The organism is Rhodococcus sp. Leaf233 (assembly GCF_001426165.1).
Lineage (GTDB): Bacteria > Actinomycetota > Actinomycetes > Mycobacteriales > Mycobacteriaceae > Rhodococcoides > Rhodococcoides fascians.
In genome coordinates, this window is record NZ_LMRO01000013.1 from 57,314 (window position 1) to 77,510 (window position 20,197).

A 20,197-nucleotide genomic window follows, 5' to 3' on the forward strand; every position below is an offset into this window, starting at 1 on the left:
AGCGATCATGTGGGAGCGAATGATGACCGGCTCGAGTGTCGGCCTGTCGAATTCAGGCTGTGTAGGGCGGAGCGAAAGGAAAGGCTCCGATCAGTTTGTTCTGAATTTCTTTCAGATTCGGGACCGGCCGATATTCGTGCTGTAGCTGCGCGATTCGATCGTGATCTCGCGCAAGGTCCGACGAATGCTGGACAGCTTCTCGGTCGAAAGCAGAGTAATAATCGTCGAATTTGTATCCGTTGCCGCCTATGTCTTGCGGCAGCTTTATCCATGCGTTGGGGATGCCGTACGAGTCTGCGACGATCAACCCGTGCAGACTCGTGGACATCACGAAGTCACATGCAGTGATGTCGGCGATGACCTTGGCCGGATTTCTGGACGGGTCGATCAACGTGACGCTCTTGTCTCGCGCAAGCGAGCGCACTACGGGATCCTTCTTGTGCACCCAGTGGTAGACGAGGCCGATCCGGCCGGGTACCCGTGGGGAGCGTGCATAGACTTTGTTCGCCAGCAGCCCGGGGTCCCCGACCGCGACCTCGCGCTCGGACTTGATGCGTCCCAGCGACAGATGTCCGCGAACCGCGTAGAAGTCGAAATCGGGGTAGCTGAAGTCTCGTTCGTGGGCGGCGTCACTGAGCATGAAACCCGAGCCCCAGACCTTGAGACCCTTCCGGGCCTGCATGAGCTGGACCATTTCCAGGGTGGAACCTGCCCCGATCATGTCGCAGCGCTTCGCGCGACGCCAGGAACACTTCTGCCCGAACAATGTTCCGACCAGTCCCGGCGTCAATTCGTCACCGAAATTGGGTGTGACGCCGGTGATTTTCACCTGGCGCCACCAGAAGGTCTTGATCGACGTGGCCACAACCCCAAAGCTACCCTAACGATCGGGTCAAGCAGAGGTAATCTCCGGAGCTCGCGGCTCGGTCTCGACGCATCCTCAGCACAGGTTCGCCGAGTGCGCGGCGATCCCCGGGATGTCCGGACCGATCAGGATGCAGGCTTGAGCACCAGAGAAATCGAGTTGATGCAGTACCGCTGGTCGGTCGGGGTGGGGTAGCCCTCGCCCTCGAAAACGTGGCCGAGGTGGCTGTGGCAGTTGCGGCAGACGACCTCGACGCGGCGCATCCCGAGCGTGGTGTCCTCTTTCAGGATGACGGCGTCGCTGTCGGCCGGGTCGAAGAAAGACGGCCATCCGCAATGCGATTCGAACTTCTCGGTGCTGCGGAACAGTTCGGCTCCGCAGGCGCGGCACTCGTAGATGCCTTCGGTGGTGGTGTCGGTGTATTCGCCGACGCCCGGGCGCTCGGTACCGGCCTGACGCAGAACCGCGTACTCCTCGGGTGTCAGCTTCTCCCGCCACTGCGCGTCGGTGAGCTGGACGGCCGGAGCGGCATTGTTGTCTGTTGCTGAACTCATGCTGACACGCTAATACGATTTGCCGGGTTATGCCGTTTTCGCTGGTGACGCGGTCGGTAACAGGTAGCTGGGCTCTATTCCCTCGTCGAGCCGTCCCTCTGTTCTCGCGGCGAACCAGCGTCCGACGAGCACTCCGAAGATCACGACGATCAGCAGCGCCCAACCGAAGGTGGTGCGGAGATAGTCGAGGGCCCGTCCGGTTTCGATCCACCGTCCGGACAACCAACGATCGGCGTTCATGAACCCGTAGATCGCGAGCCAGGCCGGCCAGTTCCGGAGTAGCGAGTTCCTGAGCACGACCGTCATGAGCAACGGGAACAGCATCATCGAGTAGTACATCTGGCCCAGTGAGCCCAGCAGCCAGTGCGCGGTGAGGATCAGGCCGGAGGTGGTGGCGAAGAAGAACAGTCGATCTTCTCGGCAGTACCGGTAGAGCAACCACAGCGAGACCAACACCATGATGGCCAGGACGGCGCGGATGCCGAGGGTCAGGAACTCGGGCACACCGTAGTAACGGCCGTTGCCGACGACAGCGCTGTTGAAGTAGTCACGCGTCTGCAGCAGGTACGGCAGCGTCCGATCGATGAAATTTTTGGGATCGACGGACAACGGCCAGGCGATGGCCATCATCACCACCGGGATGGCGATCGAGGTGATGAACACCTTCCACTGTCTCGTCATCAGGGGGAGCAGCAGCAGCGGTGCGAGCATCGGCTTGATCGCCAGGGTCAAGCCCATCGCGACACCGGCGGACAAATCCTTGCGCTGCAACAGGAATCCCAGAAACGCCACCTCGCCGAGGAGTACGAAACCGTTGAAGTTGGTGAACACCAGTGTGTTCGTCACCGTCTCGCTGACGAAGGCAGCCAGGAGCAGGGCGGGTGCAGCCACCGAGTCCAGTCGGAAGCCGAAGATGCGCAGCAGGATGTACAGCGCTACGAGGATGGCCACGGTGCTGGCAAGGATGAACAGCCAGCGCGAGCGCTCCGGGTCGATGATGGCGATGGGGGAGAGCAGCATCGTCGCGCTCGGCTGGTACAGGTAATGAGGATCGACCGAATCGAAGTTCGCGGTGTACACCGGCTGCCGGTTGAGGAACGCGAGAGCTGCGTTGTACACCGGGTTGAAGTCATTGGTGACATCGCCGTTGACCGCCCTGATCACCACCCGATGCACGACGGTCATGATGGCGATCGGCCAGAGCGCGTATTTGATTACTTCGGCGGTGGTCCGCCCGGTACGCGGCTCCAGAAAGCTAAGTGACACCCGCGAACGGTACCCGAGACGGTCGGTGCGCCCGTTCAGGACACCCCGCGGGGCCCGTGTCTTTCGCGACCCTCCGAGGAGTCGAGTCAGGCCGGACAGACGGTGCCGTCGGTCGGAAGCGTCGTGTCTCGGGCGTATGTGACAGCAGCACTCTGCAGGCACTGCGACCCGCCGATGCTCGGATGCCCGCTGCCCTGCCAGGCGGCCGATGCGACGGCGGCACCCGTCGCACCGATCAGGCCGGTGACCGAGGACAGGCCGCCGTTGCCGACGATCGGGTCGCCGGCGTTGGACAGAACCAGGACCGGAACGTCCAGCGAGGTGGGTAGTGGGACGGAGGGAGCCGTCGGCCAGGACGAGCACAGCAATGCCGTCAGGGCAGCGTCGGTTCCGTAGATCGGGTAGCGGTCGGTCCACCCCGTTGCCAGGTCGCGGACGCCCTGCGGAGAAGGCCACTGCTGCCCGTCCGTGCAGCGGGCGACGAACTGGCCGTCGGTGCCGTACGCCGCCCGGCCTCGTTCGGCGAGCGCTGCGAGCGCAGTCGTGTCGGAGGCGGCGGCAGCGGAAAGCGTCGAGGACAGATCTCTCGCCCGCGTCGACGCGTCTCCCGCGGTCGAAGCCAGGGCAAAGGTGATCGCGTCGAGAACTTCGTGTGTGGACAGCGGTGCGAACTCGCCGCCGGCGGCGCGCTTGATCAACTGTGCCACTGCGGCCGTCGGGTCACTTCCGAGCGAGCAGTTCAGCGCGACGCAACGCTGTGCGAAGGCAGCGAACGCCGCTTCCTTGCCCTGAGTTCGCTGCTCGGCGAGCGTTGCCTGGTCGGCGTTGACGCCCGTCGGCGAATCGAGGATCAGGCGCGCGACGTTGTCGGGAAACTTCGCGGCGTAGGCCATGGCGGTGAGAGAACCGTTTCCCGCTCCGATCAGGCCGATCCGGTCCACGCCCCACAACTGTCGAAGCCGATCGAGATCGTCCGCGGCGTACCCGGTGCCGAAGGCGAGCTCCTGCGGCTGCAGGGTGTCGGTGCATTCGATGGTGGCGTCTCGTCCGGCGTCGACCGCGCGGTCGACGGAGTCCGAGTCGGATCTGGAGAACTGTCCCAGGGCATCGACGGCAGCCTTGGTAGGCGCCTGGGGTGTGTCGTCGATGCAGTCCACGGCCGTCGAGCGTCCGATGCCGCGGCGATCCACGGCAACGATCGGATGTGCCTCGAGCAGCGTGGCGAGTGTGCCGGCGGCCATCGTGGCCAAGGTTGCGATCGACGAACGATCCGAACCGGACGTGAACACCAGGGGCCCGGCATCGACGGGTGTCCGGTCGAGTTTGGCCCGAAGCGCCCCGACGGCGAAGGTGCCGAACATCTGACCGCTGGCGTCGACATCGGCCTCGTACTCACCGCATTCGAGTGTCAGGCCCGGCGTGGTGGCGGTGAGCCCGAACATCCCGAGAGTGGCCGAGGTGCACTCGGACCAATCGAGGTCGGTGGTCGGAACATCGAGTGCAGCCGGTTCGGGCGGGGTTGCGGGCGACGACTCGGCGGGCTGACCGGGCGAGCGCTGCTCCACCGCCACTTCGGGACGGATCGACGGGCCGCCTCCACAGGCCGCGCAGACCGTGGCGACGAGGAGTACTGCGGCGAGCAACGAACGTTTCTGCGTCACGGTGCGAGGCTATCTACTTTTGCTTCGCTGCCGCGCCCGCGTCTCTCGTCACGGCCGCACCCAGCGGGTCAACAGCGTGCCGTCGGTGTCGCCGAGCACGAGTGCGCGCTGCATGGACGTATCGGCGGCGTGTGCGGCATGGGCGATGCGGCCGGCAGGCCCACTGATCACCTTCGGTGAGATCGTCAGGCACACGTCGTCCGCCGCCCCGTCGGACACCAGCTGACCGAACAGTCCTGGTCCGCCCTCGCACAGCACGCGACCGAACCCGAGCTGGGACAGAGACTCGACAATGTCGGTGGTCGACACCGATTCGCCGGACACCTCGAGCACCGTCGCCCCGGCCGTCCGGAGTTCGCCTACCGCAGAGCGGTCCGCCGCGGCGGACGTGAGCACCACCGGCATCACCGCTGTGTCCGTCAGTAGGCGAGACCGCGCATCGATGGAGCCGGAGGCGGTGACGACCACGATGGTCGGCACCGATTCCTGACCGTTCGCCTGCCGGCGAGCGATGACATCGGGAGACAGGGCGACCCCGCCGTAGTTCTCTCCGCGCACGGTGCCGGCGCCGACGAGCACCGCATCGCACAGCTCACGCAGGATGCCGAACAACCGGGTGTCTGCCGGGGTGCCCAATCCGGCCGAGGCACCGTCGGAGGTGACGGACCCGTCGATACTGGAGACGAAATTGGTACGGATCCACGGTCGGCCCACATCGGTCGGGTAGGCATACAGCGATCGCAGACCGTCGTCGTCCACTTCCGTTCCGATGGCGGGGAGCGCTGCGGCGGCCTGCTCCGATGTGAAGTAGGTCCCAATATCGAGAAGCTGCATGAGTCACATGAGACCACGTCGTTACGCTCGATCAATGCCCGCACGCCTTGTCGACCGAAATCCCGTGGTCCCCTCCGATCAGCTGATCGCGCAGATGGTTCCGCCGGCGATGTTCGACGACGTCAGCTTCTCCTCGTACATTCCCGATCCCAAGGAGCCGACGCAGGCCGCTGCGGTCGCGAAAGCCGAGGAATTCGCGAACAAGGTGCAGAAGATTCGCGGCAAGGGCAAGCGCGGGCTGTTCGGTAAGAAGACCCCGGCCACCGGTGCGGGGCTCTACCTCGACGGCGGCTTCGGCGTCGGTAAGACCCACTTGCTGGCCTCGATCTATCACAGCGTCCCCGAACCGAAGGCGTTCGGCACGTTCGTGGAGTTGACGCACGTCGTCGGTGCATTGGGCTTCAACAAGGCTCTCGAAGAGCTCTCGAACCACAGTGTTCTGTGCATCGACGAGTTCGAGCTCGACGATCCGGGCGACACGATGTTGGTCTCGCGACTGCTGTCGGAGCTCTCGCAGCGCGGCGTGTCCATCGTGGCGACGTCGAACACCCTGCCCGGCCAGCTCGGCGAAGGCCGCTTCGCGGCCGAGGACTTCCTGCGGGAGATCAAGAAGCTCGGTTCGATCTTCGAGTCCGTCCGCGTCGACGGTCCCGATTACCGGCACCGCGATCTGCCGCCGGCCCCGGAGCCGACGTCGGAGGCCGAGCTCGTCGAGCGTGCCGACGGTATCGAGGGCGCGACCCTGGACGACTTCGACGACCTGCTGGCGCACCTGAGCACGCTGCACCCGTCGCGCTACGGCAAATTGTTGGACGGTATTCCCGCGGTGTTCCTGAAGAACGTGCACCCGGCTTCCGATCAGGCAATTGCGTTGCGACTGGTCGTCCTCGCCGACCGCCTGTACGACGCGGGTATTCCGGTGACGGCCTCGGGTGGCAAGCTCGACGAGATCTTCACCGAGGAGATGCTCGCGGGTGGTTACCGGAAGAAGTACCTCCGTGCGACGTCCCGTCTGCTCGCACTGTCTCGTTTCGCTGCCGTCGGCTGACCTGCCTCGGTCGAGGCAGGCTCAGAGCTGCACCTGCATGACGTAGTCGTCGTGCGTCCGGTCGCCGACGACGAACGTCTTGGTGCCGACTGTCTCGAATCCGTACTTGGCATAGAACTTCTGGGCGCGGACGTTCTGTTGGTTGACGCCCAGCCACGCCCCTCGGCAGCCATGCCGACGAGCACTGTCCAGCGCCGACGTCATCAGGCGCGCTGCGACTCCGCCGCCGTGTTCGGTGGGTCGGACGTACAGCTTGCTGATCTCTACCGTCGGCTCGTGGGACAGCGCCGAGCGGATGCCGGAGTCGGTGGGAGTGCCGAACACCAGCATCGCGTATCCGAGTACCTGTGCCTCAGCCGACTCGTCGAGCAGTACGGTCCTGTTCGGGTCGGCGATGTACGTCTCGAAGTGCTTGGCCGACAACACGTTCGAGATGAAAGTCTCGATATCGCCGGGTTGCGTTCCAGGTGGGCAGGCCAACGGGAAGGTCAGTGCGGCCAGATCGGCGACTCGGTGCGCATCCGCCGGGCCCGCCTCACGAACGCTCACAGCTGATCGACGGCATTCTTCGCGTCCCGCAACGACAGTCCTGTTCGATCGCGCAGCAGCTTGATCGCCGCAATCGCTTTGCCTTCCGATTTGAGTGCCGTCAGTCGGGGGAGGAGGTCGTCCCATCGCACGGGACCCGAACTCGCTGCATCGAGAATGGTCGACGGGGGAGGAAACGGTGCTCCGCGTTGCATCGTCTCGATTGCGTTCTTGGCATCGAGCAATCCGGCACCGGTTCGATCACGGAAAACCTTGATGGCCTGAATCTTCTTGTCGGCGGCCAACAATCGGTGAATTTCTGCTCGCGCACCGTCGTCCAGTCCTACCAGCTTCGAGCTCTGGGACGTGGCACGCGATCTGTCCGGCTTTCGACGCGCGAGGAACCAGGCCGCGAGCACCGCGGTATCGACGAGGACCAGCGCAACGATGAACCATCCCCAGGTCGGCATAACGTCAGTACACCACTTCAGCGTGACGGGTCGAAGAGCGGGACGACGCCCGACGGATCGGCGGGCAGCGACTCGAACAGTGAGACAGCAGCATCGAGAGTCCGCTGCGCTGCGTCGTACTTCGCCGGTGCGAGATCGTGGCCTGCACCGTCGATGTCGATCAGCAGTGTGGGCGCGGGAACCAGCGCGAACGCCGCCCCGAGTTCTTCGGTGGTAGCGAACGGATCCTTGGTGCCGTGCAGCACAACAGTGGGGGTACGTAGGTCGGGCAGATGGTGGGTCCGAAGCTTGTCGGGCTTTCCCGGTGGGTGCAGGGGATAGGACGTCAGCACCAGACCATCCACGAGACCCGGCTGCTCCGACGCGATCATCGATCCCTGCCTGCCGCCGTACGAATGCCCGCCGAACACGACGAACCCGTCGGTTTCCGCACGCAGTCGATCGACGGCCGCGGCGATCCCCATCCGGTCCTCCTCGGAACGGGAGGGATGCGGAGGACCCTTGGCCTTGCGGACTCGGAACGGGAGGTCGAACCGCAAGACCGTGAAGCCGGCCGCCGCCCACATCGACGCAATGTTCTGTAGGAGCACCGACCCGCAGTTGCCGCCCGCACCGTGAGTGAGAGCGAGCCCTCCGCGCGACGGGATCGGCGGCGTGTGAAGAAACGCGACGCCCCCGCCGAGTTCGATGTCGGCGGGGGCGTCGGGAACGTCGTGTTCAGCCATCGGTCGAGGACGTTACCTTTTCGTCGCTGCCGGCGTGATCGGTGTCCGTGCTGTCTGTTTCGGAGCTGTCGGATGCATCCTGATCGTCGGCATCCACCATCTCACCGTTGTCGTCGACCATGTCGGCAAAGGCTGTACCCGCGACGGTGCCGTTGGTTCCGGGGAGAGCCACAGTGGGCCGAGCGCCGGGTCGGTATCGGTCGTCGAGTCCCTCGACCGATTTCTTCGCTTCTTCGAGTGTGGCGTCGTCGACCTGAGGCTCTTCGCTGTCGGTCGCGTTACCGGGGCCGGCCGTGTCGGTGGGTGTTTCGTCCGTGGGTGCACTGCGAGCATCGTCCGACACGTGAGTGTCCTTCCATCGAAGTGTGTGCGTCGTCTCCACTGTGCACTTCTATGGCGTGAATCACCACCGAGACTGGGTAAGCCACGAAAAAAGGACCCCCTCGAAAGGGGGTCCTTTGTTCTGACTGTGGTGCGCGATACTGGGATTGAACCAGTGACCTCTTCCGTGTCAGGGAAGCGCTCTCCCGCTGAGCTAATCGCGCATGTCCTCGCATCGGCCTTCACAACCGATGCACTAGCGAGGTGGAGACGGGAATCGAACCCGTGTGCACGGCTTTGCAGGCCGTTGCCTCACCACTCGGCCACTCCACCATGGGTCGAGACCCTCGAGCGGATGACGGGATTCGAACCCGCGACCCTCACCTTGGCAAGGTGATGCGCTACCACTGCGCCACATCCGCATACCCCGGAGGCAATCACTGCTGGGCAGTTGCTGTCTCCGTGGTGCGGGGAAAACATTAACCCAACGGGAGTGAAACTCACAAATCTCGTGGTCAGCCCCAGAATTCGGGTCTCTGGCGGCTGTGAACCGTGTGAAAGATGGGGTCGGGCCGGGTCCGGGGGAGCGAGGTCTGCGCTCGATGCAGGCGTCGAATGCGACATCGACGAGCCGGAGCAGGCGATTCGATCCACTGCGACACCTCGTGTTAATGTTTTGCCTCGTTCGGTCCCGTGGCTCAGTGGAAGAGCGTCCGCTTCACACGCGGAAGGTCGCTGGTTCGATCCCAGCCGGGACCACAGACGAAGAAAGCCCGCACCGCTTGTCGGTGCGGGCTTTTTCGTGTTCCGTCCCGGTAATCTGACCCGGTGAGCACCGACGGATCCACGTCCCGCGAGGCGGACGGCAAGACCAGCACAGCGGACTCGAGTGGTCCGGCAGAACAGCTGGCGAAGAAGCATCGACGGTTTCGGTCTCGCATCGCCGAGAACAAGTCGCTCGATCTCGCCTACCGGATCACTGTCGGTGTCGTCGGAGCTCTGGTGTTGGCGTTGGGTGTGCTGGCCATTCCGTACCCCGGCCCCGGCTGGCTGATCGTGTTCGCAGGACTGGGCATCCTGGCCTCGGAGTTCGAGTGGGCCAAGGGCGCGCTGCGCTTCGTCCGCAAGAGGTACGACGCGTTCATGGCCTGGTTCTCGAAGCAGTCGATCGTCGTCAAGGGACTCGGCGTGTTGTTCACGACGGTCGTCGTGCTCGCAACACTGTGGCTTCTGGGCACTTTCGCGCTGGTCGGAGGTTGGTTCGGCCTCGACTGGACCTGGCTCGAGAGTCCCTTGTGACGCACGCGCCGCGCTGAGGGCCGCGCGGTGGCCCGTTGCCGATAGGCTGTCGGAGGCCTTCCTGGCCAGATGAACCGATCGAGGAGTACATCGCTGTGAGCATGCCCGTTGTCGCCGCCGTCTCGCCCGCCCGCATCTCGGTGCAGGCAGGAACGACCGCAGGTACGGCGCTACGCGACACCGGTCTGCCGAACAAGGGTCCGGACGCGATCGTCGTCGTGCGAGATCCGGAGGGCAAGCTCCGTGATCTGTCGTGGGCTCCCGACTCCGATACCGAGGTCGAGCCGGTCCCGGCGAACACCGAGGACGGGCGAAGCGTCATCAGGCATTCGGCTGCGCACGTTCTTGCTCAGGCCGTTCAGGAGCTCTTCCCCGATGCCAAGCTGGGCATCGGACCGTTCATCAAGGACGGCTTCTACTACGACTTCGACGTGAAGCAGCCGTTCACCCCAGAGGATCTGACTGCGCTCGAGAAGAAGATGAAGCAGATCGTCAAGGCCGGGCAGCGGTTCTCGCGTCGGGTGTACGAATCGGTCGATCAGGCCCGTGAAGAGTTGGCGAACGAGCCCTACAAACTCGAACTTATCGACGACAAGTCCGGGATCGACGATCCCGAGGTCATGGAAGTCGGCGGGGGAGAGCTCACCGCGTACGACAACCTCAATCCCCGTACCGGTGAACGCATCTGGGGCGATCTGTGCCGCGGCCCGCACATCCCCACCACCAAGTACGTGCCGGCGTTCAAGCTCACCCGCAGCTCGGCTGCGTACTGGCGGGGCAACCAGGACAACGCCGATCTGCAACGCATCTACGGCACCGCCTGGGAGTCCACCGAGGCGCTCGATGCGCATCTCGAGTTGCTCGCCGAAGCCGAACGTCGTGATCACCGCAAGCTCGGTTCCGAGTTGGACCTGTTCAGCTTTCCCGACGAACTGGGTTCCGGTCTTCCGGTGTTCCACCCCAAGGGCGGCGTGATCCGCAACGAACTCGAGAACTACTCACGTCAGCGCCACATCGAAGAGGGCTACGAGTTCGTCAACACCCCGCACATCACCAAAGGCCATCTGTACGAGGTGTCCGGTCACCTCGATTGGTACCGGGACGGCATGTTCCCGGCGATGCACCTGGATGCCGAACTCGACGAGAACGGCGACGTGCGCAAGCCCGGCCAGGATTACTACCTCAAGCCGATGAACTGCCCGATGCACAATCTGATCTTCCGCTCCCGCGGCCGCTCGTACCGTGAACTGCCGCTGCGCTTGTTCGAGTTCGGCTCGGTGTACCGCTACGAGAAGTCCGGCGTCATCCACGGTCTGACCCGAGTGCGCGGCATGACCCAGGACGACGCGCACATCTTCTGCACTCGCGACCAGATGCGCGGCGAGCTCACCAGCACCCTCGAATTCGTTCTCGGGCTGCTCAAGGACTACGGACTCGACGACTTCTACCTCGAACTGTCGACTCGTAATCCTGAGAAGTCCGTCGGCAGCGACGAAGTTTGGGAAGAGGCGACCACCACCCTCGCCGAGGTGGCCGCGGCGTCGGGTCTCGATCTGGTGCCCGACCCGGGCGGTGCCGCGTTCTACGGTCCGAAGATCTCGGTACAGGCGAAGGATGCGCTCGGCCGCACCTGGCAGATGTCGACCATTCAGCTCGACTTCAACCTGCCCGAGCGTTTCGAGCTCGAGTACACCGGTTCCGGTGGTACCAAGGAGCGCCCGGTGATGATTCACCGTGCCCTGTTCGGATCCATCGAGCGGTTCTTCGGTGTGCTGACCGAGCACTACGCCGGTGCTTTTCCGGCCTGGCTGGCGCCCGTGCAGGTCGTCGGAATTCCGGTGGCCGAGGTGCATCAGGACCACCTCTTCGCGGTGGTGAAGGAACTGAAGAAGCGCGGAGTCAGGGCCGAGGTCGATGCGAGCGACGACCGAATGCAGAAGAAAATCTTCAATCAAACAGCGCAGAAGGTCCCGTTCATGCTGCTGGCCGGCGAGCGCGACGTCGAAGCAGGTGCCGTCAGCTTCCGATTCCGGGACGGCACTCAGGTCAACGGGGTTCCGGTGGCGGAGGCCGTGACCGTGATCACCGAGTGGATCGCCGCGCGAAACAACGCATCACCGACCGCCGAACTCGTGCAGACCAGTACCGCCGGAGTGAGCTGACATGGAAGAACACGACGAGTCGATCGTCGCCACCGGTGCCGGTGAACCGGATCGGCTGCAGCGATTGTGGACTCCCCATCGGATGTCGTATATCGCCGAGGCCCCACAGGGTTCGGCGGAGGGTTCGGCGAAGTCGACCGAGCCGTTCTCCGACATCCCGAAGATGACGGACGAGGACGGACTGGTCGTCGCGCGCGGCGAATCGGTGTATGCCGTACTCAACCTGTACCCGTACAACCCCGGCCACACGATGATCGTGCCGTACCGACGTGTCGCGGCGCTCGAGGATCTCACGCCCGCCGAGAGCTCGGAGCTGATGGCGTTCACGCAGAAGATGATTCGCGTGATCAAGCGAGTGTCGAGCCCGCACGGTTTCAATGTCGGCCTCAACCTCGGGGCGGCTGCAGGCGGTTCGCTGGCCGAGCACCTGCACCAGCACATCGTGCCGCGGTGGGGTGGTGACGCCAACTTCATCACGGTGATCGGCGGTGCCAAGGTGATGCCGCAACTGCTCCGCGACACTCGGGCCCTGCTTGCCTCGGCCTGGAACGAATGAACCACCGGCAAGGGGAGCGTGCGGCGTGCTGAGCATCTTCGGCCGTGCGCCGGTCTCGAAGTTGACGGCCCCGTTGGGCCGCGCGCTCAACAGCACCGGCCTGACTCCGGACTCGGTGACAATCATCGGCACGGTCGTCACAGTGACCGCTGCGGTGACGATGTTCCCTGCCGGCTACCTGTGGTGGGGCTCGATCGTCATCACCCTGTTCGTTCTGTTCGACATGCTCGACGGCGCGATGGCTCGCGCACGAGGAGGCGGCACCAAATACGGTGCCGTTCTCGACGCGACGTGCGACCGCGTTGCGGACGGCGCGATATTCGGCGGCTTGGCCTGGTGGGCCGTGTATTCCGAGAACGACAAGCTACTGCTCGTTGCCACTCTCGTCTGCCTGGTCACCTCGCAGGTCATCTCGTACGCCAAAGCGCGCGCCGAGGCCAGCGGCCTGTCCGCGGACGGTGGTTGGATCGAACGACCCGACCGCCTCGTCATCGTTCTGGTCGGGGCCGGGCTCACCGGTGTCGGAAGACATTTCGACATTCCGTGGCTGGACAGTCTCATCTATCCCGCAATGTGGATTCTTGCCGCGCTGAGCATCGTGACCGTGTTCCAACGAGTGCTCGCCGTCCGCGGATCCGAGGGTGCCCGCGACATCATCGTGCCGCCGGCTCCGTCGGTCTCCGACGACGGCGGTGTGGAGCCGACATGAATCTGTCGGAACGCGCGTCCGACGCCGGGTACGCCGCGGGGTGGCGTCTCGTCCGGTCGTTACCCGAGGGTGTCGCCCGTCGGTTGTTCGACCGCGGTGCCGACTTCGCCTCGTCCCGTAATGGCGGCCCGGATCAGCTGCGCCGCAATCTCGCTCGGGTGCTGGGGACCACGGCGGAGCAGGTCCCGGATGACCTGATCCGAGACAGTGTTCGCTCCTACGCCCGGTACTGGCGTGAGGCATTCCGGCTGCCGTCCATGGACCTGGCCGCTCAGGCGGCCGTCATCGATCGGTGCGTGTACGGCAAGGAACATCTCGAAGCGGCGCTCGGTGCTGGCAAGGGAGTGGTGCTCGCACTACCGCACAGCGGCAACTGGGACATGGCCGGAATGTGGTTGGTACGGACGCACGGTGGCCTGTCGACCGTGGCCGAGAGGCTGAAGCCGGAGTCGCTGTACCAACGCTTCGTGGCGTATCGCGAGAGCCTGGGATTCGAGATCTTTCCGCTCAGCGGCGGCGAGCAACCGCCCCTGCTCGCGTTGTCCGACAGACTGCGCCAGAACAAGGTGGTCTGCCTGCTCGGCGAACGAGACCTGGCCAAGCACGGAGTACCGGTGACCTTCTTCGGGGAACCGACACGAATGCCGGCGGGTGCGGCCAAGCTCGCCATCGACACCGGTGCCACGCTGCTCCCGGTACACGGCTATTTCGACGGCGACGGTTGGGGATTCGACATCTCGCCCGCGGTGGACGTCTCGCAGGGAGTAGCCGCTGCGACCCAGACGGTTGCGGATCATTTCGCCGCCGGTATCCGCGCTCATCCCGCCGATTGGCACATGCTGCAGCCGCTGTGGATGAGCGACTGGTCGGCAGAGCGCCGGGCCCGAATCGAGGGCACATGAGGATCGGCATGGTGTGCCCGTACTCGTTCGACGTGCCGGGCGGAGTGCAGGCCCACGTCCAGCAGTTGGCCGAGGTCTTCATCGAGCGCGGTCACCGGGTCAGTGTGCTGGCCCCTGCCTCGGAGGGTGTCGAGCTCCCCGAATTCGTGGTGTCGGCCGGAGAAGCCTTGGCCATTCCGTACAACGGGTCGGTCGCCCGGCTGCGATTCGGCCCGGTGACGTACTCACGGATCCGAAAGTGGATCTCGGAAAACGACTTCGACGTGCTGCACATTCACGAGCCCAATGCGCCGAGTCTGTCGATGCTCGCACTCAAGGCCGCGGACGGCCCGATCGTGGCCACGTTCCACACATCCACCACCAAGTCTCTCGTGCTCAGCACGTTCCAGGGCGTGCTGCGGCCCTATCACGAGAAGATCAGCGGCCGGATCGCCGTGTCCGAGTTGGCACGGCGATGGCAGGTCGAGGCGCTCGGGTCCGATGCGGTCGAAATTCCGAACGGAGTCGACGTGCCGGCGTTCGCCGACGCAGACGTGCTCGACGGCTATCCACGTCCGGGCCGGACAGTGCTGTTCCTGGGCCGCTTCGACGAACCGCGCAAGGGAATGGCCGTGCTGCTGGGCGCGTTACCGGCCCTCGTCGAATCTCACCCCGACATCGAAATTCTCATCGTCGGCAGGGGCGACGAGGACAAGCTTCGCAAGGAAGCAGGTGCGCTGGCCTCGCATCTGACCTTCCTCGGCCAGGTGGACGACGCGACGAAGGCTTCCGCGATGCGTAGCGCCGACGTGTACTGCGCCCCCAACCTCGGCGGTGAGAGCTTCGGCATCGTTCTGGTGGAGGCGATGGCAGCCGGAACCCCCGTGGTGGCAAGCGAACTGGACGCGTTCCGTCGGGTTCTACGCGACGGCACATGTGGCCTGCTGGTTCCGATCGACGATTCCGCGGCACTCGCGGCAGCGGTCACCTCCATTCTGTCCGACGACGCCGTCCGCGAGCGTCTCGTCGACGCCGCCTCGGCGGCCGTGTCCACGTACGACTGGCCTGTCGTCGCCGAGCAGATCCTGCGCGTGTACGAGACGGTCACCCTCGGCGGGCAGAAAGTGCGAGCCGCGAGCTGATGACACTGTCTGCCGTCACCATCCTGGTTCTCGGACTGATCGCGGTTCTGATCCTCGTCGTCGGGCTGTGGGCCTACGGAACCGCCAACCGACTCGATCGGCTCCACGTTCGCACAGACCTCGCCTGGCAGGCCCTCGACGCCGCACTCGCGCGCCGAGCCGTCGTCGCGCGAGCCGTGTCGGCCGCCACCCGGGGCTCGGTGTCGTCGAGCAAAGAGCTTGCTGCACTGGCAGATCGAGCCGAACGCGCCGACCGATCGCAGCGGGAGGAAGCGGAGAACGCGGTGTCCATGGCACTCGCCGTTGTCGAACCGGCCGCGCTGCCACCACAACTGGTCGCCGAACTCGCCGACGCCGAAGCACGCGTGTTGATCGCACGACGCTTCCACAACGACGCCGTCCGAGACACCCTCGCTCTGCGGGTACGCCGTCCGGTGCGGTGGCTGCATCTCGGCGGCACCGCGGCCCTGCCGTCGTACTTCGAGATCGCGGAGCGCTCGGCCGCGGCAACGTTCGGTAGTGAGACTCGGGCGACGCCGCGTACCTCTGCGCGGGTGGTGTTGCTCGACGAGCGTGGCCGTGTCCTGCTCCTGCGTGGACACGACCCCACGGTGCCCGAGACGTTCTTCTGGTTCACCATCGGAGGTGCGGTCGAAAAGGGGGAGTCCCTTCGCGAGGCAGCGGTACGCGAAGTGCACGAGGAGACCGGCCTGACCGTCGACGCGTCCGACCTGCGCGGACCGCTGTGGCGTCGAGTTGCGACCTTCCCGTTCAACGGAACGTTGATCCGGTCCGAGGAACTGTTCTTCGCGCATCGGACGCAGGAGTTCGAGCCCGAGAGTGCCGGGTTCACGGACTTCGAGCGACGAACCGTCACCGGGCATCGCTGGTGTACCGAGGCAGACATCCGGGCGCTGAGTGCGGTCGGCGAAAACGTGTATCCACAGGATCTGGCCGAACTTCTCGACGAGGTCAACGTAGCGCTCGCGCGACGCGGCGACCCGGACGTCAGGGCCATCCGCTGACAATCTGGACCTTTCCGACCAGTCCAGCAATCGTCAAGTGGTTATGGGAAACGACGCGGTAGCGGCCTACAGTTCTGGGCGCGTCGCCGCGCCGGCCCGCCCCTTCGCGGGCAGGGCAGCGGCTCTGCGCGAAGATCCGGACTGCCGAGAACACAGGAGTTGGCTTGAGTACCCCACACGCCCCCAATTCGCCCGCTGTTTCCACTGGATCCGCTGACGGCGGGTCCAACGAGAACGGAATCGGCACCGCTCGCGTCAAGCGCGGTATGGCCGAGATGCTCAAGGGCGGCGTCATCATGGACGTGGTCACCGCAGACCAGGCGAAGATCGCCGAGGATGCCGGTGCCGTTGCCGTCATGGCGCTCGAGCGCGTTCCCGCCGACATCCGCGCGCAGGGCGGGGTGTCGCGGATGAGCGATCCGGACATGATCGACAGCATCATCTCCTCGGTCAGCATTCCGGTGATGGCCAAGGCCCGCATCGGGCACTTCGTCGAGGCGCAGATCCTGCAGAGCCTGGGTGTCGACTACATCGACGAGTCCGAGGTCCTCACCCCGGCCGACTACGCCAATCACATCGACAAGTGGAATTTCACCGTTCCGTTCGTGTGTGGTGCCACCAACCTGGGTGAAGCACTGCGTCGAATCACCGAGGGCGCAGCCATGATTCGCTCCAAGGGCGAGGCCGGCACCGGCGACGTCTCGAACGCGACGACCCACATGCGCAAGATTCGCGACGAGATTCGTCGTCTCACATCACTTCCCGAAGACGAGCTCTACGTCGCGGCGAAGGAATTGCAGGCTCCGCACGATCTCGTCGTCGAGATCGCCCGTGCCGGAAAGCTGCCCGTCACGTTGTTCACCGCCGGCGGCATCGCCACCCCGGCCGACGCAGCGATGATGATGCAACTCGGTGCCGAGGGAGTGTTCGTCGGATCGGGAATCTTCAAGTCCGGCAACCCGAAAGAACGTGCCGAGGCAATCGTCAAGGCCACTACCTTCTTCGACGACCCGGATGTCCTCGCCAAGGTCTCCCGTGGACTCGGCGAGGCGATGGTCGGCATCAACGTCGACGACCTGCCCGTCGCACACCGGCTCGCCGAGCGCGGTTGGTGACCGTCCTCTTCCGGTTGCGTAGCTACTGACTGCGTTCCAGTGCCGGGCGGTCCGGATGGTCCCACCGGACCGCGAAGTCCGGCCGCTCGGCGGACTCGTCGATCGAGTCGTAGTACTCGAGCAGTGCCGTGCAGGTCCATTGGTCGGCCGTGTCGGTTCTCCGACGCAGCGCACCCTCGGACAACCGCAACTGCACTCGAAGATCGACGTCCAGTCCTCGGCCCAGCAGCATCGGGCCGGCAATCAGGACTAGGTGATTCGGCGCGGCCTCGACGGTACGAGCGCGGGCGGATCGATCGGTTGCCTCATCCCACAGACGCGGCAGATAGTGACCTCGGCCACCGGCACGCAGCGGCGCGACGACCTCGCGGATCACGGCATCGTAGTCGAACCACACAGTGCGGTAGCTCAATTCGTCCGTTCGCGAATACTCGAATCGAATGGACGCCGGCCGGACGTAATCGTGCAGGTCGACGACGTCGGCACGCCTGCCCTGTGCGCGGGCGTGTTCGGCTGTGCGAGAGGCGAAGTCGACCGGCTTCGCGGCGTCGGCACCGTCGACGACAACGATCGTTCGCGACTCGGCGGGGCACGCATCGACGATCGACCTGGTCAGAAGATCGGGAAATATCGGTATCGGTTGACCCACACCGACCATCTTGCCTGGTCCACTCATTGTTAGCCTGAGCCGTTGTCACAGAAAGGTGGACACAGCCATGGCCAGCATCGAGGACATTCTCGAATTGGAACGAATCGAGAACGACATCTATCGGGGACGCACGTTCCCGAGCCGGCTGCCGCGGACGTTCGGCGGCCAGGTTGCCGGCCAGGCGCTCGTCGCGGCCGTGCGCACCGTGGCACCCGAGTTCCGCGTGCATTCGCTGCACGGCTACTTTCTTCGGCCGGGTAACCCGAACGAGCCGGCCGTGTTCATGGTCGATCGCATTCGGGACGGCCGGTCGTTCTGCACTCGTCGAGTGACCGGAATTCAGCACGGCAAGGCCATCTTCACGATGTCCGCCTCGTTCCACGGCGACGACGACGGGATCTCCCATCAGGACCTCATGCCCGAGATAGTCGGACCGGAATCGTTGCCCGACCCCACCACTCTGGCGGAGTACGACACCTCCTACTACAAGGAGTGGTCCGAATGGGACATCCGTCTCATTCCCGACGATCAGACCGTCAAGCATCCCAGTTTCGCTGCGCAGCAACGGGTCTGGTTCAGGTACCGCGACACGCTGCCCGACGATCAGGTGTTCCACGTCTGCGCGCTCGCCTACATGAGCGACATGACGCTCATCGGATCGGCCAAGGTGCCGCACCCGGACGCCGTCACGCAGACGGCCTCCCTCGATCACGCGCTGTGGTTCCTCAGGCCGTTCCGAGCGGACGAATGGCTGCTCTACGACCAGACGTCGCCGTCCGCTGATTTCGGACGAGCGCTGGCCCAGGGGCGAATCTTCGACATCTCCGGTCGTATGGTCGCCGCCGTCGTCCAAGAGGGACTGATGCGCTTCGAGCGGGACACCTCGAAGCCACACGTCGATCCCTTCGGATTGAAGTGACGCCGCCGACGATCGGCGTACTCGCACTGCAGGGCGATGTTCGCGAGCACTTGGCGGCGCTGGAGTCGAGCGGTGCGCACGGAATCACCGTGCGGCGGCCGGACGAACTCGCCCGAATCGACGGGTTGATCATTCCCGGTGGCGAATCCACGACGATGAGCACCCTGCTCGGTGTATTCGATCTGCTCGGGCCGCTGCGAGCTCGTCTGGCCGAGGGTATGCCCGCGTACGGATCGTGCGCGGGGATGATCCTGCTGGCGTCGGACATTCTCGATACCCGGCCCGACGCTCAACACCTCGACGGTCTCGATATCACCGTGCGCCGCAACGCTTTCGGCCGACAGGTCGACTCGTTCGAAACCGATCTGGAATTCACCGACATCGAGGGCGGACCGATGCGCGCAGTGTTCATTCGCGCGCCCTGGGTCGAACGTGTCGGTGCGGACGTCGAGGTACTGGCCACCGTCCCGAACGGGCCTGCTGCGGGCCGCGTGGTTGCCGTGCGGCAGAACCGAGTGCTCGCCACCAGCTTCCATCCCGAGGTCACCGGAGACGATCGAGTGCACCGACTCTTCGTGGACATGGTGCGCAGCGCGTAGAAACCCGTAATCGCCGGTTGGGGCGGAGCAAGGACACGGGCGAGTAAAGTCGACAACACTGATTTCGAGCAGGAAGGGGCCCTATCGCATGAGCGGCCACTCAAAATGGGCCACCACCAAGCACAAGAAGGCGGTGATCGACGCCCGACGTGGCAAGTCTTTCGCCAAGCTCATCAAGAACATCGAGGTGGCGGCCCGCACGGGTGGCGGTGACCCCACCGGGAACCCGACGCTCTTCGACGCCATTCAGAAGGCGAAGAAGACCTCGGTGCCCATCGACAACATCGAGCGGGCGCGCAAGCGAGGTGCAGGCGAAGAGACCGGTGGTGCCGATTGGCAGACCATTATGTACGAGGGCTACGGACCCAACGGTGTCGCCATCCTCATCGAGTGCCTCACCGACAACCGCAATCGCGCCGCAGGCGAGGTTCGCGTCGCGATGACGCGCAACGGCGGAAACATGGCCGATCCGGGTTCGGTGTCGTACCTGTTCTCGCGCAAGGGTGTGGTGACCCTCGAGAAGAACGGTCAGAGCGAGGACGACGTGCTGATGGCCGTTCTCGAGGCCGGTGCCGAGGAGGTGAACGACAACGGCGACACGTTCGAGATCGTCAGTGAGCCGACCGATCTGATCGCAGTGCGTACCGCACTGCAGGACGCGGGCATCGACTACGACTCCGCGGAGGCGAGCTTCCAGGCTTCGGTCAACGTCCCGGTGGACGCAGACGGAGCGCGCAAGGTCTTCAAGCTGATCGACGCCCTCGAAGACAGCGACGACGTGCAGAACGTCTGGTCCAACGTCGACCTGTCGGACGAGGTCATGGCCGAACTGGACGACGAGGACTGACCCGGTCCGTTTGCTCACGGTG

22 protein-coding genes and 4 tRNA genes are annotated in these 20,197 nt (G+C 64.7%); 13 read left to right on the top strand and 13 right to left on the bottom strand.

Going from position 1 to position 20,197, the window contains the following annotated elements:
• Positions 1-52: 52 nt before the first annotated feature.
• The 5 genes from ASH04_RS23020 to ASH04_RS23040 form a co-directional block, all read right to left on the bottom strand.
• Positions 53-865: a polysaccharide pyruvyl transferase family protein gene (locus tag ASH04_RS23020; protein ID WP_057474674.1), complete on the bottom strand. Its 813-nt coding sequence runs from the start codon at positions 863-865 to the stop codon at positions 53-55.
• Positions 866-990: 125 nt separating this feature from the next.
• Positions 991-1,419 carry a peptide-methionine (R)-S-oxide reductase MsrB gene (gene msrB, locus ASH04_RS23025; protein WP_027496925.1) on the bottom strand — a complete coding sequence of 143 codons (429 nt, stop codon included), beginning with the start codon at positions 1,417-1,419 and terminating at the stop codon, positions 991-993.
• Between the two features lie 27 nt (positions 1,420-1,446).
• Positions 1,447-2,724 (bottom strand): glycosyltransferase family 87 protein, encoded by a 1,278-nt coding sequence (locus tag ASH04_RS23030; protein WP_442971255.1) that lies wholly within the window; start codon positions 2,722-2,724, stop codon positions 1,447-1,449.
• Positions 2,725-2,771: 47 nt separating this feature from the next.
• A complete protein-coding gene (locus tag ASH04_RS23035; protein ID WP_057474676.1) occupies positions 2,772-4,346 on the bottom strand; it encodes an alpha/beta fold hydrolase in 1,575 nt (524 codons plus the stop codon).
• Positions 4,347-4,394: 48 nt separating this feature from the next.
• Positions 4,395-5,180 (bottom strand): pyrimidine reductase family protein, encoded by a 786-nt coding sequence (locus ASH04_RS23040; RefSeq protein ID WP_057474677.1) that lies wholly within the window; start codon positions 5,178-5,180, stop codon positions 4,395-4,397.
• Positions 5,181-5,214: 34 nt separating this feature from the next.
• Here ASH04_RS23040 and zapE point away from each other — a divergent pair, with 34 nt between their 5' ends.
• Entirely contained in the window at positions 5,215-6,228 is a 1,014-nt protein-coding gene (zapE, locus tag ASH04_RS23045) for a cell division protein ZapE (protein ID WP_032365070.1), read from the top strand.
• Between the two features lie 21 nt (positions 6,229-6,249).
• On the opposite strand, the gene ASH04_RS23050 is transcribed toward zapE, so the two are convergent.
• From ASH04_RS23050 to ASH04_RS23080, 7 genes are all read right to left on the bottom strand, one after another.
• Positions 6,250-6,777, bottom strand: a complete 528-nt coding sequence (locus ASH04_RS23050) for a GNAT family N-acetyltransferase (RefSeq protein WP_032370463.1) — start codon at positions 6,775-6,777, stop codon at positions 6,250-6,252.
• Complete coding sequence (locus tag ASH04_RS27360; RefSeq protein WP_032370464.1) at positions 6,774-7,226, bottom strand: hypothetical protein; 453 nt, start codon at positions 7,224-7,226, stop codon at positions 6,774-6,776. Before ASH04_RS27360 ends, ASH04_RS23050 begins: the two co-directional genes overlap by 4 nt.
• A 17-nt stretch (positions 7,227-7,243) precedes the next feature.
• Positions 7,244-7,951 carry an alpha/beta hydrolase family protein gene (locus tag ASH04_RS23060; RefSeq protein ID WP_057474678.1) on the bottom strand — a complete coding sequence of 236 codons (708 nt, stop codon included), beginning with the start codon at positions 7,949-7,951 and terminating at the stop codon, positions 7,244-7,246.
• Positions 7,944-8,294 (bottom strand): hypothetical protein, encoded by a 351-nt coding sequence (locus ASH04_RS23065; protein WP_032370466.1) that lies wholly within the window; start codon positions 8,292-8,294, stop codon positions 7,944-7,946. Before ASH04_RS23065 ends, ASH04_RS23060 begins: the two co-directional genes overlap by 8 nt.
• A gap of 127 nt (positions 8,295-8,421) precedes the next feature.
• Positions 8,422-8,496, bottom strand: a tRNA-Val gene (locus tag ASH04_RS23070).
• Positions 8,497-8,534: 38 nt separating this feature from the next.
• Positions 8,535-8,605, bottom strand: a tRNA-Cys gene (locus ASH04_RS23075).
• A gap of 17 nt (positions 8,606-8,622) precedes the next feature.
• Positions 8,623-8,694 (bottom strand) — tRNA-Gly (locus ASH04_RS23080).
• Positions 8,695-8,959: 265 nt separating this feature from the next.
• Between ASH04_RS23080 and ASH04_RS23085 the strand changes: the two genes are divergently transcribed.
• The 9 genes from ASH04_RS23085 (at position 8,960) to pdxS (ending at position 17,161) form a co-directional block, all read left to right on the top strand.
• Positions 8,960-9,031, top strand: a tRNA-Val gene (locus ASH04_RS23085).
• Positions 9,032-9,178: 147 nt separating this feature from the next.
• Positions 9,179-9,571 (top strand): TIGR02611 family protein, encoded by a 393-nt coding sequence (locus ASH04_RS23090; RefSeq protein ID WP_094621941.1) that lies wholly within the window; start codon positions 9,179-9,181, stop codon positions 9,569-9,571.
• A gap of 101 nt (positions 9,572-9,672) precedes the next feature.
• A complete protein-coding gene (gene thrS, locus ASH04_RS23095) occupies positions 9,673-11,733 on the top strand; it encodes a threonine--tRNA ligase (RefSeq protein ID WP_032365075.1) in 2,061 nt (686 codons plus the stop codon).
• A 1-nt stretch (position 11,734) separates the two neighbouring features.
• Complete coding sequence (locus tag ASH04_RS23100; RefSeq protein WP_027496935.1) at positions 11,735-12,289, top strand: HIT family protein; 555 nt, start codon at positions 11,735-11,737, stop codon at positions 12,287-12,289.
• A 25-nt stretch (positions 12,290-12,314) separates the two neighbouring features.
• Positions 12,315-12,998, top strand: coding sequence for a phosphatidylinositol phosphate synthase (gene pgsA / locus ASH04_RS23105; RefSeq protein WP_027496936.1), 684 nt, complete (start codon positions 12,315-12,317; stop codon positions 12,996-12,998).
• Complete coding sequence (locus tag ASH04_RS23110; RefSeq protein ID WP_032370467.1) at positions 12,995-13,900, top strand: phosphatidylinositol mannoside acyltransferase; 906 nt, start codon at positions 12,995-12,997, stop codon at positions 13,898-13,900. The genes pgsA and ASH04_RS23110 overlap by 4 nt, the downstream gene beginning before the upstream one ends.
• Positions 13,897-15,021, top strand: coding sequence for a glycosyltransferase family 4 protein (locus ASH04_RS23115; protein ID WP_057474679.1), 1,125 nt, complete (start codon positions 13,897-13,899; stop codon positions 15,019-15,021). The genes ASH04_RS23110 and ASH04_RS23115 overlap by 4 nt, the downstream gene beginning before the upstream one ends.
• On the top strand, positions 15,021-16,046 hold the full coding sequence (locus ASH04_RS23120) for an NUDIX hydrolase (protein WP_032365079.1): 1,026 nt from the start codon (positions 15,021-15,023) through the stop codon (positions 16,044-16,046). The genes ASH04_RS23115 and ASH04_RS23120 overlap by 1 nt, the downstream gene beginning before the upstream one ends.
• Positions 16,047-16,285: 239 nt before the next feature.
• Positions 16,286-17,161 carry a pyridoxal 5'-phosphate synthase lyase subunit PdxS gene (pdxS, locus tag ASH04_RS23125; RefSeq protein ID WP_162247565.1) on the top strand — a complete coding sequence of 292 codons (876 nt, stop codon included), beginning with the start codon at positions 16,286-16,288 and terminating at the stop codon, positions 17,159-17,161.
• Between the two features lie 22 nt (positions 17,162-17,183).
• On the opposite strand, the gene ASH04_RS23130 is transcribed toward pdxS, so the two are convergent.
• Positions 17,184-17,837, bottom strand: coding sequence for a hypothetical protein (locus ASH04_RS23130; RefSeq protein ID WP_235580081.1), 654 nt, complete (start codon positions 17,835-17,837; stop codon positions 17,184-17,186).
• A gap of 40 nt (positions 17,838-17,877) precedes the next feature.
• Here ASH04_RS23130 and ASH04_RS23135 point away from each other — a divergent pair, with 40 nt between their 5' ends.
• The 3 genes from ASH04_RS23135 (at position 17,878) to ASH04_RS23145 (ending at position 20,175) form a co-directional block, all read left to right on the top strand.
• On the top strand, positions 17,878-18,729 hold the full coding sequence (locus ASH04_RS23135) for an acyl-CoA thioesterase (RefSeq protein WP_057474681.1): 852 nt from the start codon (positions 17,878-17,880) through the stop codon (positions 18,727-18,729).
• Complete coding sequence (pdxT, locus tag ASH04_RS23140) at positions 18,726-19,328, top strand: pyridoxal 5'-phosphate synthase glutaminase subunit PdxT (protein ID WP_032365081.1); 603 nt, start codon at positions 18,726-18,728, stop codon at positions 19,326-19,328. The genes ASH04_RS23135 and pdxT overlap by 4 nt, the downstream gene beginning before the upstream one ends.
• 88 nt (positions 19,329-19,416) lie before the next feature.
• Positions 19,417-20,175, top strand: a complete 759-nt coding sequence (locus ASH04_RS23145; protein WP_032365082.1) for a YebC/PmpR family DNA-binding transcriptional regulator — start codon at positions 19,417-19,419, stop codon at positions 20,173-20,175.
• Positions 20,176-20,197 lie beyond the last annotated feature (22 nt).

Bases quoted from the DNA above. Each gene is read 5' to 3' on its own strand.
- msrB (WP_027496925.1), bottom strand. From the start codon at position 1,419: ATGAGTTCAGCAACAGACAACAATGCCGCTCCGGCCGTCCAGCTCACC.
- ASH04_RS23040 (WP_057474677.1), bottom strand. From the start codon at position 5,180: ATGCAGCTTCTCGATATTGGGACCTACTTCACATCGGAGCAGGCCGCC.
- zapE (WP_032365070.1), top strand. From the start codon at position 5,215: ATGCCCGCACGCCTTGTCGACCGAAATCCCGTGGTCCCCTCCGATCAG.
- ASH04_RS27360 (WP_032370464.1), bottom strand. From the start codon at position 7,226: ATGCCGACCTGGGGATGGTTCATCGTTGCGCTGGTCCTCGTCGATACC.
- ASH04_RS23060 (WP_057474678.1), bottom strand. From the start codon at position 7,951: ATGGCTGAACACGACGTTCCCGACGCCCCCGCCGACATCGAACTCGGC.
- thrS (WP_032365075.1), top strand. From the start codon at position 9,673: ATGCCCGTTGTCGCCGCCGTCTCGCCCGCCCGCATCTCGGTGCAGGCA.
- ASH04_RS23100 (WP_027496935.1), top strand. From the start codon at position 11,735: ATGGAAGAACACGACGAGTCGATCGTCGCCACCGGTGCCGGTGAACCG.
- ASH04_RS23110 (WP_032370467.1), top strand. From the start codon at position 12,995: ATGAATCTGTCGGAACGCGCGTCCGACGCCGGGTACGCCGCGGGGTGG.
- ASH04_RS23115 (WP_057474679.1), top strand. From the start codon at position 13,897: ATGAGGATCGGCATGGTGTGCCCGTACTCGTTCGACGTGCCGGGCGGA.
- ASH04_RS23120 (WP_032365079.1), top strand. From the start codon at position 15,021: ATGACACTGTCTGCCGTCACCATCCTGGTTCTCGGACTGATCGCGGTT.
- ASH04_RS23130 (WP_235580081.1), bottom strand. From the start codon at position 17,837: ATGAGTGGACCAGGCAAGATGGTCGGTGTGGGTCAACCGATACCGATA.
- ASH04_RS23135 (WP_057474681.1), top strand. From the start codon at position 17,878: ATGGCCAGCATCGAGGACATTCTCGAATTGGAACGAATCGAGAACGAC.
- ASH04_RS23145 (WP_032365082.1), top strand. From the start codon at position 19,417: ATGAGCGGCCACTCAAAATGGGCCACCACCAAGCACAAGAAGGCGGTG.